This is a genomic window from Pseudonocardia sp. TMWB2A (assembly GCF_017312135.1).
In genome coordinates, this window is record NZ_QKQY01000002.1 from 2811161 (window position 1) to 2827079 (window position 15919).

Genomic DNA, 15919 nt, shown 5'->3' on the forward strand with positions numbered 1-15919 from the left:
GCCCGGGGGGCCGCGACGGTCCGGTCCGTACATTCACCAGGGTGCGTGACGCCGAGGCCGGACCGGTCCCCGGACCCGCCGTGCTCCGCCGCGAGCCGGGACGGCTGCTCTGGGAGCAGCTGCTCGAGGACCTGCGCCGCCGCCTGGACTCCGACGCGTTCACCCACGGCTTCCCCGGCGAGCTCGCCCTGGGCCGGGAGTACGGCGTCAGCAGGCACACCGTCCGTCAGGCGGTGAAGGTGCTGCGCGACGAGGGCCGCGTCGTCGGGACGCGGGGCCGGCCGTCGCGGCAGGCGGCACCGGTCGAGACCGCCCAGCGCCTGGGTGCGCTCTACAGCATCCACGAGTCCGTGCGGGCCATGGGCCTGGAGCAGCGCAGCGTCGTGCGGGCCCTGGACGTGCGCGCCGACGGTGTCGTCGCGGCGCGGCTCGGGCTGGAGGAGTCGACGCCGCTGGTGCACCTGGAACGGCTGCGGCTCGCCGGTGGTGAGCCGCTCGCGCTGGACCGGGTGTGGCTCCCGTACGACCTGGCCGCCCCGCTGCTGCACGCCGACTTCACCGGGGTCGCCCTCTACCAGCGCTACGCCGAGCTGTGCGACGTGGTGCTCACCGGCGGCGAGGAGACCATCGCGCCGATCCTGCCGACCCCCGCCGAGCACCGGCTGCTGGGCGGGAGCCCGTCGACCGCCGCGTTCTCGGTGTCGCGGCTCGGCAGCGCGAAGGGCCGCCCCGTCGAGTGGCGCCGCACGCTGGTGCGCGGCGACCGCTTCGTGCTGCGGGCCGACTTCTCCACCCGCGACGGCTACCAGCTCGACCTGCTCGGGTCCCCCGACCGGAGCGACCCGCGCCGCTGAGGGCGCCTCACGCGGGGTCGAGCAGGTTCGGAGCGGACGAGCGCACCGTGCACGGTCCGGGCCCCGACGACGAGCCAGGCCGCCACCAGCAGCACGTACAGCGCCGTCGCGACGACGGTGAGCGCCGGCGTCCCCAGCCGCGCCACCAGCAGGTTCGTGCCGGTCACGCAGGTCCCCACCGGGAAGGTGAAGCTCCACCAGGTCAGCGTGAACGGCAGCCCCCGCCGGACGGTCCGCAGGGTCACCGCGGCCGCGAGCGCCAGCCACAGCATCGCGAACCCCCAGACCGGGACGCCGTAGACCACCGCGACCACCGCCGCGGCGCCCGCGTACGGCTCGGGCAGGCTGCCCGGCGCGGCGTTCGCCAGGAGCCCGGCCGCGGTGACCGACTGGCCGAGCGGGCCGAGCACGATCCACAGGGTGGGGACGGCCGCCGCCGGTCCGGTCCCGTGCACGACGAGCCGGTTCCAGATCTGCGGGAGCAGGGCCAGCGTCGCGAACAGGCTCATCCCGAACAGTGCGACGCAGGCGAGCAGCAGCGTGGTGCGGCCCGTGCCCGGCGCGAGGTGGACGACGAGCAGCGCCCCGTCCGCGGCCGACACCATCGGCGGCACCACCGGCAGCAGCCAGGCGGGGGACACCGCGTCCGGTGCGACCGTGTGCCGGGTGATCATCAGGTACGGCACGCCGACGGCGGTGACCAGCCCGAACGCCGTCCCGGTCAGCCACAGCGCCCCGCTCGTCGCGAGCGCGGCCGGGGTGCCGAGCACGGCCGGGCCGAACTGGACCGCGCCCGCGCCGACCGTCATGAGGGCCATCGCGACGGCGCCGTAGGACTGCACGGCCACCGGGTCCGCGGCGTGCGCGCGGGCCCGCTCGGGGAACCGCACCCGGTGCGCCACCGTCGCGGCCACGAGCACCACCAGCAGCGCCGAGGCCAGGCCCCACACCCCGGTCGCCCACGCGGTCAGCCACGGGGAGCGGAACGGCAGCGTCGCGGCCGCCCCGCCGACGATCCCGGTGCCCATCACCGCGGCGAACCAGTTCGGCCCGAACGACCGGACCGCGTCGCCCGGGGTGCCGAGCTCGCGCAGCAGCCCGAGGCGGGCGAACGCGTGCGGCGCCGGCGGGGCGGCCGCGGCCGGGGGGCTGAGGTGCGTCGTCATGCCTCCACGGTCGGCCGGTCGGCGGCCCGGCGGTACCCGTCGCGAGGTTGCGGAGTCATAATCGGAGGTTGTGACCCTGTCCCCGCGCGTGGCCGACCTCGTGCCCTACGACCTGCTGGTCTCGGTCGCCACCCTGGGGAGCATGGGCAGGGCCGCGGCGGCCCACGGCATCTCCCAGGCGGCGGTCAGCGCCCGGGTCAGGACTCTGGAGGCCGCACTCGGGCTGACCCTGCTGGAACGGTCGCCGCGGGGCACCCGGCTCACCCCGGACGGGGCGCTCGTCGTCGAGCGGGCGCGGGCCGTGCTGGACGCCGCGCACGCCCTGGACGAGGGCGTCGCCGCGCTGCGCACCGACCGGGCGGCCCGGCTGCGGGTGGCCGCCAGCTTCACCGTCGCGGAGTACCTGCTGCCCCGCTGGCTGGTGGCGCTGCGGGCCGAGCTGCCCGGCACCGCGGTCACCCTGACCTCGCACAACACCGCCGAGGTGGTCGACGACGTCCGCTCCGGCGACGCCGACCTGGGGTTCGTCGAGGGCCCGGACCTGCCCGCGGACCTCGACGGGCAGGTCGTCGGGCGGGACCGGCTGGTGCTCGTCGTCGCGCCGGACCACCCGTGGGCCCGGCGCCGCGCGGTCGACGCGGCGCGGCTCGCGACGACGCCGCTGGTGGCCCGCGAGCCCGGGTCGGGCACCCGGGAGTTCCTGGAGCGCGCGCTCGGGACCGTCGCGTCGCCGGTGCTGGAGCTCGGCTCGACGACGGCGATCAAGAACGCGGTCGCGGGCGGCGCGGGCCCCGCGGTGATCAGCGGTCTGGCCGTGGCGGCCGAGGTGGCGGCCGGGACGCTGCGGACGGTCCCGGTGCGCGGCGCCGACCTGCAGCGACGCCTGCGCGCCGCGTGGCGGCGGGGCCGCGCGCCGTCCGGTCCCGCGCTGGTCCTGGTGCGTCTCGCGGCCCGCCGCTGACCGGTCCCGGGGGGGGCGGCGGCCACGCCCCGGGACCGGCCGGTCAGGCGGCCGAGGGCTGCTGTCGCACCACCTCGGGCCGGTAGCGCTCGATGATCTCCATGAACTCGGTGTGCTCGGCCGTCGGCACCCCGCAGAAGCTCAGCGTGGACGCGATCTCCAGGGCCACCGCGTCGAACTGCTCGTCGGTGATCGCCAGGGTCTCGTGGGCCGCGACCATGTCCAGACCGGGGTAGCAGGGCGGGCCGCCCGCGGCCTGCACCGACCAGGCCGTGACCAGGAACTTGTAGCCGGGGGCGTTGGCGGGCTCGCCGTGGTGGGCGTGCACCCCCTCGTTCGCGTTGACCGAGGCGTTCGCGAAGAGCCGGTCGACGAGGACGTCGACCGCCCCGGCGATCGCGTAGATGCCGCCGAGGCGGTCGTACAGGGACTGCTGTTCGGGCATGACGTCGCTCCAACTCCGTTGTCGGGACCGGATCACGGTCCCTTGCGGAGGGGGTCTCGTCAATAGTGCACAACCGATCTCGGGGCGTCGGGTCAGTCGTCGACGGCGTGCTGACTGCGGCGCCGGCCGTAGCCGGTCAGCGACGGGACCTGGGCCCGCAGCCCGGACGGCAGGTGTCGGGCCAGGTCGTCACGGGCGTCCGCGCCGAGGCTGCGGGCCAGGGTGTCGAGCACCGCGACCGAGGCGTTGGTGGCCCAGGCGACGTCGTGCAGCTCCAGGTACTGCTGCACCCGGGACAGGAACACCTCCTCGGTGAACGGCTGCGTCAGAACGGGCACGACCGACACCGGGACCGCGGGCTCCGCCGGCGCCGACGCCCGGTGGTCGGGCACCGGGGCGCCGTCCGCCTCCGGCTCGGCCGGGTTGCCGCCCCAGCGCTCACCCGGGGCCACCTGCTCGCCCTTCATCAGGAACGAGTCGGCGGCCAGCGTCGCGCCGTCGCCGATGTCGGTGGAGTAGTGCACGAACGCCCGCACGCCGACGGACACGCCGTCGCCGACCCGGATCCGGCCGGACTCGAACCGGCCGTCCTCCAGCGAGTGGCACTGCAGGACCGACCCGGAGTTGAGCACCACGTCGTCGCCGAGGGAGACCAGGCTCTTCTCCGGCATGGCGGCACCGTCGTCGAAGACGCGCCTCCCGGCGCTCAGACCGGCCAGGCGGTTGCGCCACACGAGCAGCGGGGTCCCGGCCAGCACCGGCCGGACGTAGAGCTTCCAGAGCCGCTCGTGGAACCAGAAGTAGCGGTCGTAGATGGACGCGGTGCGCGGCTGCAGGCCACGGAAGCCGAGCGTCGCGCGCTCCAGCAGCGCCGACCACACCATGAGCAGCAGCGGGCCGAGGAACACGGCCGGGCCGAGGGCCCACAGGCCCCACGCCGGCCAGAGCGCCACCGAGATCCCGAGCGGGACCAGCGCGACCGCGACGCCGAGCGCCCGCAGCAGCACCGTGACGACCACGGTCGAGGCGTTGTAGCGGTTCTTCGAGCGCAGCCGGCGGGCCAGCTCCTCGTCGGTGGCCGGGTGGTTCGGGTGCGGCCCCGCGCCGGTGCGCGGGATCTCCATCGGCGGCGAGCCGAGCAGGCCCACCCCGGTCCGCACCGGCCCGTCGACCGGGACCATGACCTTGGTCGCGAGCAGCACGTCGTCGCCGATCCGGGCGTCCGGCGGCAGGTGCACGTCGTTGCCGACGAAGTTGTCCCGGCCCAGCCGCACCGGGCGGATCCGGAACGAGTCGTGCGACAGCTCGGTGTTCATCATCCGCAGCCCGTCGGACACCATCGTCCCGGCGCCGACACGGGCGTGCCGCGGCGACTCCTGGCGGAGCTGGGTGCCGAAGTTCGACCCGGTCTGACGCAGGTCGTCCAGGTCGTAGCCGAGGCCCTTCAGGTAGCCGGTGATGAACGAGCTGTCGCCGAGCAGCAGCACCAGGAACCGCGCGTTCGACACACCGGTCACGATCTGCTGCGCGACGTGGCGCACGCCGTAGAGCGGGAAGGTGCGGTCGACCGGCACGAACAGCGCGGCCAGCCGCGGCAGCGTCAGCACGGCGAGCACGCCCACCAGCAGGGCGAGCACGACCAGCGTCACCACCGCGATCGCGCCGATCAGGAAGAACCACCAGTGCGTGCCCATGTCGGCACCGGTCAGGCCGATCAGCCCGGCCACCTGCGGCGCGAAACGGGCGAACAGGCCGACGAGCAGCGCGAACACCGCCGTCGCGACGGCCCAGGACAGCCCGGCGAACACCGCCGAGTAGACGACCCGGCGCAGCCGCCCCGCACCGACGGCGTCGGGCCCGCGGTAGTCCGAGTCGGACGGACCGGCGGGGGAGCCGTGCCAGACCTCCCCGGCGGGCACGGTGACACCCGGCCGCAGGGCCGAGGCGTGGCCCAGCTGCGACCCGTCCTGCATCCGGGTGCGGACGTCGAGCACGGCGGCCTCGCCGACCACGCAGTCGTCGCCGACGTCGACCGGGCCGAACTCCAGCGCGCCGGGCACGGCCCGGTAGGCCTGCAACGACGCCTCCGGGTGCACGATCGTGCGGGCACCGACCCGGACGAGGTCGGTGGCGACCGGGACGGCCCCGAACAGGGCGCTGCCGCGACCGATCCGCGCGCCGAGCAGCCGCAGCCAGCCGGTGTACAGCGGGGTGCCGACGGCCAGCGCCATCGGGTTGGTCCGGATCAGCGTCGAGACGACCCAGAACCGCAGGTGGGCGGCGCCCCACAGGGGCACGGTCCGTTCGCGGAAGCGGCCGACGAGCGTCCACTTCGCGAGCACCGGCAGCAGCACGACGGCGACGAGCACCCCCGCGGTCCACAGCGCGGCCCGGCCGGTGAGCGACACCGCGTCGGGCGCGGCGGAGACCCAGCGGTAGCCGAGGACCAGCACCGCGGCGACGGCGAACCCGGACGCGAGCAGGAACAGCAGCTGCGCGACGCCGGTCAGCGCGTGCGCCACCGGGCGGGCGCGCACCGGCTCGACCGGCTCCGCGGCCACGGTGGGCACGACGTCGCCGAGCGCGGCGGCGAGCCGGCGCACGGTGGGGTGGCGGTAGACGTCGCGTGCGGACACCGACGGCAGGTCGTCGCGACGGCGCACGGCGGCGGCGAACCCGGCCAGCAGCAGCGAGGTGGCGCCGAGCTCGTCGAAGAAGTCGGCCTCGACCGAGATCTCGGCGGGTTCGACCCGCAGCGCGGTGGCGAGCTCGGCGACCAGGCCGCGCTCGACGTCGGTCGCCGGGCCCACGACCGGGCCGGTCGCGGCCACGCGGCTGCCGGTCGGCGCGGGCAGGTTCCTGCGGTCCGCCTTGTCGCTGGTCGTCATCGGGATGAGCTCGAGGTGCTCGAGGTAGGCGGGCACCATGTAGGACGGCAGGCGGTCCTGCAGGCGGGACCGCAGGTCGGTCGGCGGTTCGGCACCGCGGACCAGGCTGTAGTAGCCGACGAGCTCCTTCGTTCCGGGCGTCGGCTCGTAGGTGTCCACCACGGCCATCGCGACCGACGGGTGGTCCTGCAGCACGGCCTCGATCTCGGAGAGCTCGATGCGGTAGCCGCGGATCTTGACCTGCAGGTCGATGCGGCCCCGGTACTCGATCTCGCCGTCGGCGTTGATCCGCGTGAGGTCACCGGTGCGGTAGATCAGCCCGGACGGGTTGTTCGGCAGGTCGACCGGGGCCGGGACGAACACCTCGGCGGTCTTCTCGTCGCGGTTGAGGTAGCCGTCGGCCAGCCCCACCCCCGCGACGGCCAGCTCCCCGGTCTCGCCGAACGGCAGCACCCGGGTCGGGTCGGTGGTGTCCAGGACGAGGGCGGCGTAGGTCGGCAGCGGCCGCCCGATCGTCACCGGACGGTCCGGGTGGACCTGCGCCATCGTCGCGGTGACGGTGGCCTCGGTGGGGCCGTAGACGTTGAGGAAGCGGCGCCGCGGGGTCCACCAGCGACGGATGAGGTCCTGCGGGCAGGCCTCGCCGGACACGAGCAGGAAGCGCAGGTCGTCGAGGTCGGCCTCGACGGTGGCGAGCAGCGTCGGCACCACGCACATCGCGGTGACGCGGCGCTCGACCAGGAAGTCGTGCAGGTCCTCGCCGACCAGCGACACCCCGGCCGGCTTGGGGACGAGCGTGGCGCCGGTCAGGAACGAGGTCCAGATCTCCTCGACGGAGAAGTCGAAGGCCAGGGTCAGGCCCTGGTACATGCGGTCGTCGGCGCGGACGCCGTACTCGTCGGCGGCGACCCGCACGAAGTTGCAGATCGCCGGGTGTCCGATCACGACGCCCTTGGGCCGGCCGGTGGAGCCGGAGGTGTAGATCAGGTAGGCGGGGTGCTCGCGGCCCGGTGTGCGACGGCTGTCCGGCCCGAGCCGCTCGTCGGAGCAGGCGGCGATGTCGGCGGCCGCCGCACCGGTGACCGAGAGGATCTCGACGTCGCCCTCGACCGGGTCACCGACCTTCGCCAGCGCGCTGTCGGTGACCAGCAGCAGTCCGGCCGCGGAGTCGGACAGGATGAACGCCACGCGGTCCGCGGGGAAGCCCGCGTCCATCGGGACGAAGGCGGCCCCGGTCTTGAGCACCGCGAGCATGGCGGTGTAGCTCTCCACCGGGTCGTCGAGCAGCAGCCCGACGACGTCGCCGGGGCCGGTGCCGCGCCCGCGCAGGTGCCGGGCGAGACGGTTGGTGCGCCCGTCGAGGTCGCGGTAGGTCAGCGTGGCGTCGCCGGTGTCGACGGCGACGGCGTCCGGGTGGTGGTCGACGGCCTCCTCGAACACCTCGGCGAGCTGCTCGCCGGGCCGGGCCCGCGAGGCCTCCAGGGTCGCCCCGGGGACGAGCACACGGTCGTCGAGTGTCCGGGGACGCGGGGTCGGCACCGGTCGTTTGGTCGGCGACGGGCGGTAGGGGAGGTCCCGGCGGATCACCTGGGGCTGTCCCGGCTGTGTGTTGCGGCTGTCGCCGCCGTCGACCCCACCGGTGAGGGCCGACCGGTTGGACACGTCGGACATGACTCCGGCCTACCCCTTCCCGAGGGGACGAAAAGTGCAGGTCGGGCGTGGCGATCATCACTCGCAAACCGGTGAACCCCGGTCGGGTGGAGTGCGTAGCCAGACGAGGGGTCCGCCGTCGTCAGGACGGCGACGACGACCCGTGGACCGTCCTGACCAGCGTGTCGACGAGGTCGATCCCCAGGTCATGATCATGGTCGGCCGGGAGGTCGACACCGTGGTCGTGGAACCACGAGGGCGGGGCCTCGGGGTGCGGGCCGACGACTCCGACCGCGCCGTCACCGCATCGGGTCACGCAGGCGGCCACCGTGCCGTCGGTGTATGTGGCGAGGATCTCGGTCTCTGCGAGCGCCCGGCGTGTCGGCCGGATCACGCCCCCGTCCTGGAAGTACATCCGCCGTTCGGCTCCACGCCACCGGACCGTGACCAGGGCCGGGTCCGGGGTGGACGGATCGGCCCCCGGGCGGGACCAGTACTCGTCGACGGCGAGGCCGACGAGGTTGAGGAAGCCGTGCTCCACCAGGAACGCGCCCATGCAGACGCCCAGGTAGCACCCGCCCCGGTGGACGAACCGGCGGATCGCGCCCTTGTCCGCGCGCAGCCGCCGGAACGCGGCCTCGTCGTCGCCGGAGGCACCGGGGTGGGCGAACAGCATGGTGTCCGGGTCGGAGAGCGCCTCGCGCAGTGGACGGTCGCCCGCCGGGCCCGCGGTCCGGACGTCGAACCCGTGACCGCTGCGGCGCAGCAGGTCGGCGACGGCCTCGGTGTCGTCGGTGTGGTCCTCGGCCGACGGCCGGGTCCAGGCGTCGGCGAACACGACGGCGACCGGCCGGCTCATCCGGAGCGCTCCGGTACGGCCGGGGCGTCCACCAGGCGCGCGAGCAGGTCCGGGACGCCGCCGGGCACGGCCACCTCCACCGGCCGCCACGACGACGGCACCCGCTCCACCGGCAGGAAGGTGTCCGGCCCGCGCCGCCCCTGCGCGAACAGCGCGGCGCCGGAGTTGATCCGGGTCACGAGCACCCGGTCGCCGTGCGCGGCCAGGAGCGACGCGGTGTCGACGGTGAGGACGACGTGCTCGGTGTCGGCGTAGCGGGGCAGCGCGTGCAGCCGGCGCAGGCGGGCGGGGTCCGCCCACAGGAACGCGCAGCCGTTGATCCGGCGCAGGTAGTCGGCCACACCGAAGCCGGACCCCGGGTCGAGCATCCGTCCCAGGGCGGCGGGGTTGAGCGGGCGCTGGTCACGCAGCCAGGCGGTGCCGTGTTCGGGGTGGTGCAGCCGCACCGCCCGCGGGCGACGCGTGGTCAGCAGCCGTTCCCGCTCGTCGCCGGTCACCCCGAACAGGTCGAGCAGCCCCGCGACCGGCAGCAGTCCGTGCGTGGCGATCCCGGGCCACGACGCGGCGGGCGTGGTGTGGAACAGGCGCGGCGCGCGGCGGACGAGATCGTCGGGGTGCAGGCTCAGGCCCCCAGGGCCGTGTCGAGGTCCGGGTACCAGGTGATGACCTGGTCCAGCCCGGTCATCCGCACCGGCCGGATCACCGCACGGTTGCCCGGGCCGGTGACCCCGTCGAGACGGACCCCGGCCTCACCGGCCGCCCGGGAGGACCGGACCACCGCGGTCAGACCGTGCGACCCGAGGAACCCGACGCCGGACAGGTCCAGCAGGGCCCGCGCCGGTCGCGTCTGGTGGAGCATCTCCGACATCCGGGCCCGGATCGCCTCGGCCTCGGCGAGGTCGACGTCACCGATCACCTCGAGGACGGTCACACCGGGCGCCGGGGTGTGCTCGCGCAGGCTCACCCGGGAGTGCGGCTCCGGCCAGCTTCCCGTGTGGCCGAGCCGCCGGCGGCCGGGCTCGGCGGACGTCACGACGGCCGCCCGGCTCGGGGCACGCCTCGCCCACGACCCCGCCTGCCGGATGGTGCGGGGCCGCGTGTCCGGGGACGTACGGCCGAGTTTCCGATGGGTTCACCGTACCGGGCCCCGGGCCGTTGTCCACCGGTCGACCTGCGGGATCCCGGCCGGGGAGAGAGTCTTCACCGGGTGACCACCTCCGCATCACCGCGCCCCCCGGACCCGGCCGACGACGGCGCCGTGACCGTCGTGCGGCGCGCCCGCGTCCCCGGCCACGACGGCGCCGTCGACATCGTGATGTCCGGCGGCAGGATCCGGTCGGTGGGTGCCCCGGCCCCCGCCGGGGCACCCGGTACCGACGCGGGGGACCGGCTCGTCGTCGGCGGTCTCGTCGACGCGCACCTGCACCTGGACAAGGCGCTCACCGCGGACCGCTGCTCGTGGTCCGGCGGCACCGTCGACGACGCGATGGCCGAGACCGCGGCGATGAAGGCGGACTTCACCGTCGAGGACGTCGCCGCCCGCGCCGGGGCCGTCCTGGCGTCCTGCGTCGCGCACGGCACCACCCGGGTGCGGACCCACGTCGAGCTCGACCCGACCGTCGGGCGGCGCGGGCTGGAGGGCGTGCTGGCGGCCGCGGCGGAGTGGGCGTGGGCCGTCGACGTCGAGGTCTGCGTGTTCGCCCAGGACGGCCTGACCGGCTCGCCGGAGACGGCCCGGCTGCTCGACGAGGCGCTCGGCGGGGCCCGCGCGGCGGGCCGGCGCGCGGTCGTGGGCGGCGCCCCCTACGCCGACGACGACCCCGCGGGCCAGCTGGACCGCGTGTTCGGGCTGGCCGCGGACCACGACGCCGACGTCGACCTGCACCTGGACCTGTTCGACGGCACCGCCGAGGGCGCGCTGATCGGCACGCTGTGCGACCTGACCGAGCGCGCCGGGCTCGGCGGCCGGGTCACCGCGGGCCACGGCACGGCGTGGTCGTTCCTGGAGCCGGACCGGCGCGCGGCGGTGCTGGACCGGTGCGCCGGGACGGGGGTCGGCGTGGTCTCCCTGCCGTCGACGGACCTGTTCCTCACCGGCCGGGAGACCGGCGCCGGGGCGCCGCGCGGGGTCGTCGTGCTGGACCGGCTCGTCGAGCGCGACGCCGCGGCCGCGGTGGCCACGAACAACGTGCGCAACGCCTTCACCCCCTACGGCGACGGCTCCCTGGTCCGGATGGCGAACCTCTACGCCAACCTGACCCACCAGGCGTCGCCGGAGCAGCTGGCGGCCTGCCTTGACCTGGTCGGCCCGCGCGCCGCCCGGGTGCTCGGCACCCCGGCCGCCGCCACCGGGGTCGTCGCGGGTGCCCCGGCCGACCTGGTCTGCCTCGACGCACCCGACCCGGGCACGGCGGTCGCCGCCGTCGCACCGGTCCGCTGGGTGCTGAAGGGCGGCCGTCGGACCGTCTCCGGCGCGGCCGTGGAGCTGCACCCCCCGGTGTGACCCGGCTCATCGGTGCAGGCCGTCGCGGAGCGGGAACGCTGCCCGACATGAGCACACGTGAGGGCAGGGCCGTGCGGTACGACCGCTACGGCGGCGTCGACGAGCTGTACGTGACCGGTGTCGGGTTCGAGGACCCCGGTCCGGGCCGCGTCCTGGTCGAGGTGCACGCGGCCGGGATCAACCCGGGTGAGGCCGCGCTGCGCGAGGGCGTGTTCGCCGACGCCTGGCCCAGCACGTTCCCCAGCGGGCAGGGCAGCGACTGGGCCGGGGTCGTCGCGGCGGTCGGGGAGGGCGTCACCGACGTCGAGCCCGGCAACGACGTCTTCGGCTGGACCGACGACCGCGCCGCCCAGGCCACCCACGTCGACGTGCCCGCCGAACAGGTCCTGCGCCGCCCGGCCGGTCTCGACGCCGCGACGGCCGGCGTGCTCTACATCGCCGGGACGGCCGCGGCCGCGTCGGTCGCGTCGGTGGACCCGCAGCCGGGGGAGACGGTCGTCGTCGCCGGTGCCGCGGGCGGGGTGGGGCAGATCGCGGTGCAGCTGCTGACACTGCGCGACGTGGAGGTCGTCGGGATCGCCTCGGAGCGCAACCACGACCGGCTGCGCGAGCTGGCCGTGACCCCGGTCGCCTACGGGTCCTCGCCCGAGGAGACGCTGGCGAACCTGCGCGCCGCGACGCCGGACCGGGTGCACGCCGTCGTCGACCTGTACGGCGGCGGCTACGTCGCGCTCGCCCGCGAGCTCGGCGTCGCCCCGGAGCGGATCAACACGATCATCGACTTCGAGGGTGCGCAGGCCCACGGCGCCGCCACCCGGGGCACCGCCGACGCCGCGGGCCGCGACGACCTCGCCGCGCTCGGCGCGCTCGTCGCCGACGGGGCCCTGCAGGTCGCGATCGCGGCCCGGTACCCGCTCGACGGGGTCCGCGAGGCCTACACCGAGCTGGAGAAGCGGCACACCGCGGGGAAGATCGTCCTGCTGCCGCAGGAGTGATCCGACGCCTGCCGGGAATCCCGCCGGGGCACCCCCGAGGAGAGGACACCCGTCGTGCAGATCGGCTTCAAGCTCTTCGCCGAGGCCCACACGCCGCAGGAGATGGTCCGCCAGGCCGTCCGGGCGGAGGAGGCCGGTTTCGACTTCGTCGAGATCTCCGACCACTACCACCCGTGGCTGGAGAGCCACGGGCACTCCGGGTTCGCCTGGTCGATCCTCGCCGCGATCGCGATGCGGACCGAGCGGATCGGCCTGGCCACCGGGGTGACCTGCCCGACGATCCGCTACCACCCGGCGATCATCGCCCAGGCCGCGGCGACGACCGCGCTGCTGTCCGACGGCCGGTTCACCCTCGGTGTCGGCTCCGGCGAGCAGCTGTCCGAGCACGTAACCGGACACCCGTGGCCGGTCGTCGGGGTGCGGCACGCGATGCTCCGCGAGGCGCTGGAGATCATCCGTCTGCTGTGGAGCGGCGGCTACCGCACCTACCGCGGCACCCACCTGTCCATCTCCGACGCGCGGGTGTTCGACCTGCCGGAGACGCTGCCGGACATCGTCGTCGCCGCGGGTGGGCCGAAGGCGGCCCGGATCGCCGGTGAGCTGGGCGACGGCCTGTTCGCCACCGAGCCCCGCATCGACCTGATCGACGCCTACACCACGGCCGGTGGCACCGGCTCCCGCTGGGCCGAGGTCCCGCTGGCCTACGCCGGTACCGTCGACGCGGCGCTGGAGTCCGCGCACCGGCTGTTCCGGTTCGGCCCGACCGGCTGGAAGATCCAGGCCGAGCTGCCGAACGTGCGCAACTTCGAGGCCGCGACGGCCTTCGTCCGCAGGGAGGACATGGCCGACGCGTTCGGGGCGGGCCCGGACGTCGAGACCCACGTCGCGACGGTGAAGGGCTTCGCCGACGCGGGCTACGACCGGCTCGCGCTGATCAGCGCCGGACCGGACGTCGAGGAGTTCTTCACCTTCTACGAGAAGGAACTCGCCGGGCGCCTGCACGACCTGCCCGGCCGGTGATCACGGATCGGGCACCGGACGGGTCGCCGGGCGACGCGAACGGTGCCCGATCGTGGATCACGGCCGGTCCGGCCCCTCCGGTCGGACGGGGTGCACGGGCCGGGCCGACCGGCAGGGTGGAGGGCATGAACAGGGTCGTTCGCTTCACCGAGCTCGGCGGGCCCGAGGTGCTCACGGTCGTCGAGGAGCCCGTGCCGCAGCCGGGGCCGGGGGAGGCCGTCGTCGCCGTCGAGGCGATCGGGCTGAACCGGGCCGAGTCGATGTTCCGGCGCGGTGAGTACATCGAGCCGACCCGGCTCCCGGCCGGTCTGGGCTACGAGGCCGCGGGCACCGTCGCCGCCGTCGGCGCGGGCGTGGACCGCTGGTCGGCGGGGGACCCGGTGAGCATCGTCCCGGCGTTCTCGATGAACGACCACACCGTCTACGGCGACCACGCCCTCGTCCCGGCCCGGGCCCTGGTCCCGCGGCCGGTGGACGCGGTGACCGGGGCCGCGACCTGGATGCCGTTCCTCGTCGCCTACGCCGGGTTGCTCGAACCGCGCGTCCTGCAGCCGGGCGACCACGTGCTGGTCACGGCGGCGTCGTCGAGCGTGGGGCTGGCGGCGATCGCGACCGCGAACCGGATCGGCGCCGTCCCGATCGCCACCAGCCGCAGCCGCGCCAAGGCGCAGGCGCTGCTCGACGCCGGCGCCGCACACGTCGTCGCCACCGGGGAGGAGGACCTCGTCGCGCGCTGCCGGGAGATCACCGGCGGGCGGGGCCTGGACGTCGTGTTCGACGCCGTCGCCGGACCCGCCGTCGAGACGATGGCCGACGCGGTCCGCCCGGACGGCACGATCGTCATCCACGGCAGGCTCTCGGGCGAACCGACGATCTTCCCGACGGCGACGCTGCCCGACCTCGTCGTCCGCTCGTTCACCCTGTTCGCGATGACCCGCGACGCCGAACGCCTGCGCCGGGCGGCCGCGTTCGTCGCCGCGGGGATGCGCGGCGGGGACTTCGCCCCGCAGGTGGACCGGGTGTTCGACGGCCTCGACCAGGTCGTCGCCGCGCACGAGCACCTGGAGTCCAACGCCCAGGTCGGGAAGATCGTCCTCCGGCCGTGATCGGACGGCTCAGCCGTCCAGCTTCGACGGGTCCAGGGCCGCGTTCTTCACCCCGAGCCTGCGGTTGAGCAGCAGGGTGATCGCGTAGAGGACCAGGCCGAGCAGGAGCAGCAGCCCGGCCAGCTCGTACTGGATCGTGTCCCGCCCGGAGAACGGCAGGACCAGGTACAGGCTGGCGACGGCGCCGACGACCGGCAGCCCGGGCGGGGCCCGGAAGTGGTCCTCGGCGATCCGGTCGCGGCGCAGCACCAGCACCGCGATGTTGACGATGGTGAAGACCGCGAGCAGCAGCAGCGACGTGGTGCCGCCGAGCGCGGAGACGACGTCGGAGTCAGAGTCCAGCGACACGTAGCTGATCAGCGCGAACGAGATCAGCGTCGTGAAGATGATCGCCACCCACGGGGTGCGGCGGAACGGGTGCACCCGGGCCAGCGGCTTGGGCAGCACGGCCTGGTTGGCCATGCCGTAGAGCAGCCGCGAGGCCATCAGCATGTTGATCAGCGCCGAGTTGGCGACGGCGAACATCGAGATGAACGGCAGCACGACGTCGGCCGGGATCCCGGGGGCGCCGGCGCGGACGACCTCGACCAGCGGTGTCTCGCTCCCGGCCAGCGGGCCGACCGGGACCAGCGCCACCGAGCAGATGGCGACGAGCACGTAGATGACCCCGGTGACGGTCAGGCCGGTGATCATGATCTTGGGGAAGATGCGGCGCGGCTCGTGGCACTCCTCGGCCATGTTCACCGAGTCCTCGAAGCCGACCATCGCGAAGAACGCCAGCGAGGTCGCCGAGGTGACCGCGAGGAACACCCCCTTGTCCTCGGGGGTGTCGAAGGCGACGACGCGCGACCAGTCGGCGTCGCCGCCGGCGATGGCGTAGATCCCGATCAGGATCACCAGCAGCAGCCCGGACAGCTCGACCAGGGTGAGCACCACGTTGAGCTTCACGCTCTCGCCGACGCCGCGGAAGTTCACCAGCGCGACCAGCAGCATGAAGCCGAGCGCGATCAGGACGATCCCGCCGTTGCCCAGGTCCAGCCCGAAGCCCTCGTTCAGGTTCGCCGCGAACGCCCGCGACGCCGTCGACGCCGAGGTGATCCCCGAGCTCATCACCACGAAGGTGACCATGAACGTCAGGAAGTGGATGCCGAACGCCTTGTGCGTGTAGAGCGCGGCGCCCGCCGCCTGCGGGTACTTGGTGACGAGCTCCAGGTAGGAGAACGCGGTGATCATGGCGATGGCGAAGGCGACCAGGAACGGCACCCACGCCGCCCCGCCGACCTCCTCGGCGACCTGGCCGACCAGGGCGTAGATGCCCGTGCCCAGGATGTCGCCGATGATGAACAGCAGCAGGAGCTTGGGCCCCATGACCCGCTTCAGTGCGGGCCCGTCCTCCGCCGTCGACGTCGTGACGTCCGCCATCGTGGTGCGCTCCCCTCCGCGGCGGCCCGTGCCGCCAGCGACCGGCACAG

Annotated in this window: 13 protein-coding genes; 6 read left to right on the top strand and 7 right to left on the bottom strand. The window is 74.7% G+C overall.

The genetic code is table 11. From position 1 onward, the window contains the following. Nucleotides 1-41 precede the first annotated feature (41 nt). Complete coding sequence (locus DMP17_RS28090; RefSeq protein WP_226354668.1) at nucleotides 42-854, top strand: GntR family transcriptional regulator; 813 nt, start codon at nucleotides 42-44, stop codon at nucleotides 852-854. On the opposite strand, the gene DMP17_RS28095 is transcribed toward DMP17_RS28090, so the two are convergent. Beyond that, entirely contained in the window at nucleotides 803-2020 is a 1218-nt protein-coding gene (locus tag DMP17_RS28095) for a TDT family transporter (RefSeq protein ID WP_226368175.1), read from the bottom strand. The two genes, DMP17_RS28090 and DMP17_RS28095, sit on opposite strands and share 52 nt — an antisense overlap. Before the next feature lie 70 nt (nucleotides 2021-2090). On the opposite strand from DMP17_RS28095, the gene DMP17_RS28100 reads away from it, so the two are divergent. Further along, complete coding sequence (locus DMP17_RS28100; RefSeq protein ID WP_374203824.1) at nucleotides 2091-2981, top strand: LysR family transcriptional regulator; 891 nt, start codon at nucleotides 2091-2093, stop codon at nucleotides 2979-2981. Between the two features lie 43 nt (nucleotides 2982-3024). On the opposite strand, the gene DMP17_RS28105 is transcribed toward DMP17_RS28100, so the two are convergent. From DMP17_RS28105 to DMP17_RS28125, 5 genes are all read right to left on the bottom strand, one after another. Further along, complete coding sequence (locus DMP17_RS28105; protein WP_226354670.1) at nucleotides 3025-3426, bottom strand: group I truncated hemoglobin; 402 nt, start codon at nucleotides 3424-3426, stop codon at nucleotides 3025-3027. Nucleotides 3427-3518: 92 nt separating this feature from the next. After that, on the bottom strand, nucleotides 3519-7985 hold the full coding sequence (locus DMP17_RS28110; protein ID WP_226354671.1) for a Pls/PosA family non-ribosomal peptide synthetase: 4467 nt from the start codon (nucleotides 7983-7985) through the stop codon (nucleotides 3519-3521). A 121-nt stretch (nucleotides 7986-8106) separates the two neighbouring features. Continuing rightward, the gene (locus tag DMP17_RS28115; RefSeq protein ID WP_226354672.1) at nucleotides 8107-8823 is read right to left on the bottom strand and encodes a hypothetical protein; all 717 of its coding nucleotides are present in this window, start codon (nucleotides 8821-8823) and stop codon (nucleotides 8107-8109) included. Continuing rightward, nucleotides 8820-9482, bottom strand: a complete 663-nt coding sequence (locus tag DMP17_RS28120) for a DUF7002 family protein (RefSeq protein WP_443217979.1) — start codon at nucleotides 9480-9482, stop codon at nucleotides 8820-8822. Before DMP17_RS28120 ends, DMP17_RS28115 begins: the two co-directional genes overlap by 4 nt. Next, complete coding sequence (locus DMP17_RS28125; RefSeq protein WP_083658628.1) at nucleotides 9446-9856, bottom strand: STAS domain-containing protein; 411 nt, start codon at nucleotides 9854-9856, stop codon at nucleotides 9446-9448. Before DMP17_RS28125 ends, DMP17_RS28120 begins: the two co-directional genes overlap by 37 nt. Nucleotides 9857-10030: 174 nt before the next feature. Between DMP17_RS28125 and DMP17_RS28130 the strand changes: the two genes are divergently transcribed. The 4 genes from DMP17_RS28130 to DMP17_RS28145 all read left to right on the top strand — a co-directional run bounded on the left by DMP17_RS28130 (nucleotide 10031) and on the right by DMP17_RS28145 (nucleotide 14447). Further along, the gene (locus DMP17_RS28130; protein ID WP_337831074.1) at nucleotides 10031-11326 is read left to right on the top strand and encodes an amidohydrolase family protein; all 1296 of its coding nucleotides are present in this window, start codon (nucleotides 10031-10033) and stop codon (nucleotides 11324-11326) included. A gap of 47 nt (nucleotides 11327-11373) precedes the next feature. Beyond that, nucleotides 11374-12321 carry an NADP-dependent oxidoreductase gene (locus DMP17_RS28135; protein ID WP_337831075.1) on the top strand — a complete coding sequence of 316 codons (948 nt, stop codon included), beginning with the start codon at nucleotides 11374-11376 and terminating at the stop codon, nucleotides 12319-12321. A gap of 54 nt (nucleotides 12322-12375) precedes the next feature. Beyond that, the gene (locus DMP17_RS28140; RefSeq protein WP_337831076.1) at nucleotides 12376-13341 is read left to right on the top strand and encodes a TIGR03557 family F420-dependent LLM class oxidoreductase; all 966 of its coding nucleotides are present in this window, start codon (nucleotides 12376-12378) and stop codon (nucleotides 13339-13341) included. A gap of 125 nt (nucleotides 13342-13466) precedes the next feature. Continuing rightward, entirely contained in the window at nucleotides 13467-14447 is a 981-nt protein-coding gene (locus DMP17_RS28145) for a zinc-dependent alcohol dehydrogenase family protein (RefSeq protein WP_073575685.1), read from the top strand. 9 nt (nucleotides 14448-14456) lie between these two features. On the opposite strand, the gene DMP17_RS28150 is transcribed toward DMP17_RS28145, so the two are convergent. Next, complete coding sequence (locus DMP17_RS28150; protein WP_337831077.1) at nucleotides 14457-15869, bottom strand: APC family permease; 1413 nt, start codon at nucleotides 15867-15869, stop codon at nucleotides 14457-14459. Nucleotides 15870-15919: the final 50 nt, after the last annotated feature.

What these genes read in the sequence shown, in the direction of transcription:
- DMP17_RS28105 (WP_226354670.1), bottom strand. Translation starts at nt 3,426, where the DNA reads ATGCCCGAACAGCAGTCCCTGTACGACCGCCTCGGCGGCATCTACGCG.
- DMP17_RS28110 (WP_226354671.1), bottom strand. Translation starts at nt 7,985, where the DNA reads ATGTCCGACGTGTCCAACCGGTCGGCCCTCACCGGTGGGGTCGACGGC.
- DMP17_RS28135 (WP_337831075.1), top strand. Translation starts at nt 11,374, where the DNA reads ATGAGCACACGTGAGGGCAGGGCCGTGCGGTACGACCGCTACGGCGGC.
- DMP17_RS28150 (WP_337831077.1), bottom strand. Translation starts at nt 15,869, where the DNA reads ATGGCGGACGTCACGACGTCGACGGCGGAGGACGGGCCCGCACTGAAG.
- DMP17_RS28115 (WP_226354672.1), bottom strand. Translation starts at nt 8,823, where the DNA reads ATGAGCCGGCCGGTCGCCGTCGTGTTCGCCGACGCCTGGACCCGGCCG.
- DMP17_RS28145 (WP_073575685.1), top strand. Translation starts at nt 13,467, where the DNA reads ATGAACAGGGTCGTTCGCTTCACCGAGCTCGGCGGGCCCGAGGTGCTC.
- DMP17_RS28095 (WP_226368175.1), bottom strand. Translation starts at nt 2,020, where the DNA reads ATGACGACGCACCTCAGCCCCCCGGCCGCGGCCGCCCCGCCGGCGCCG.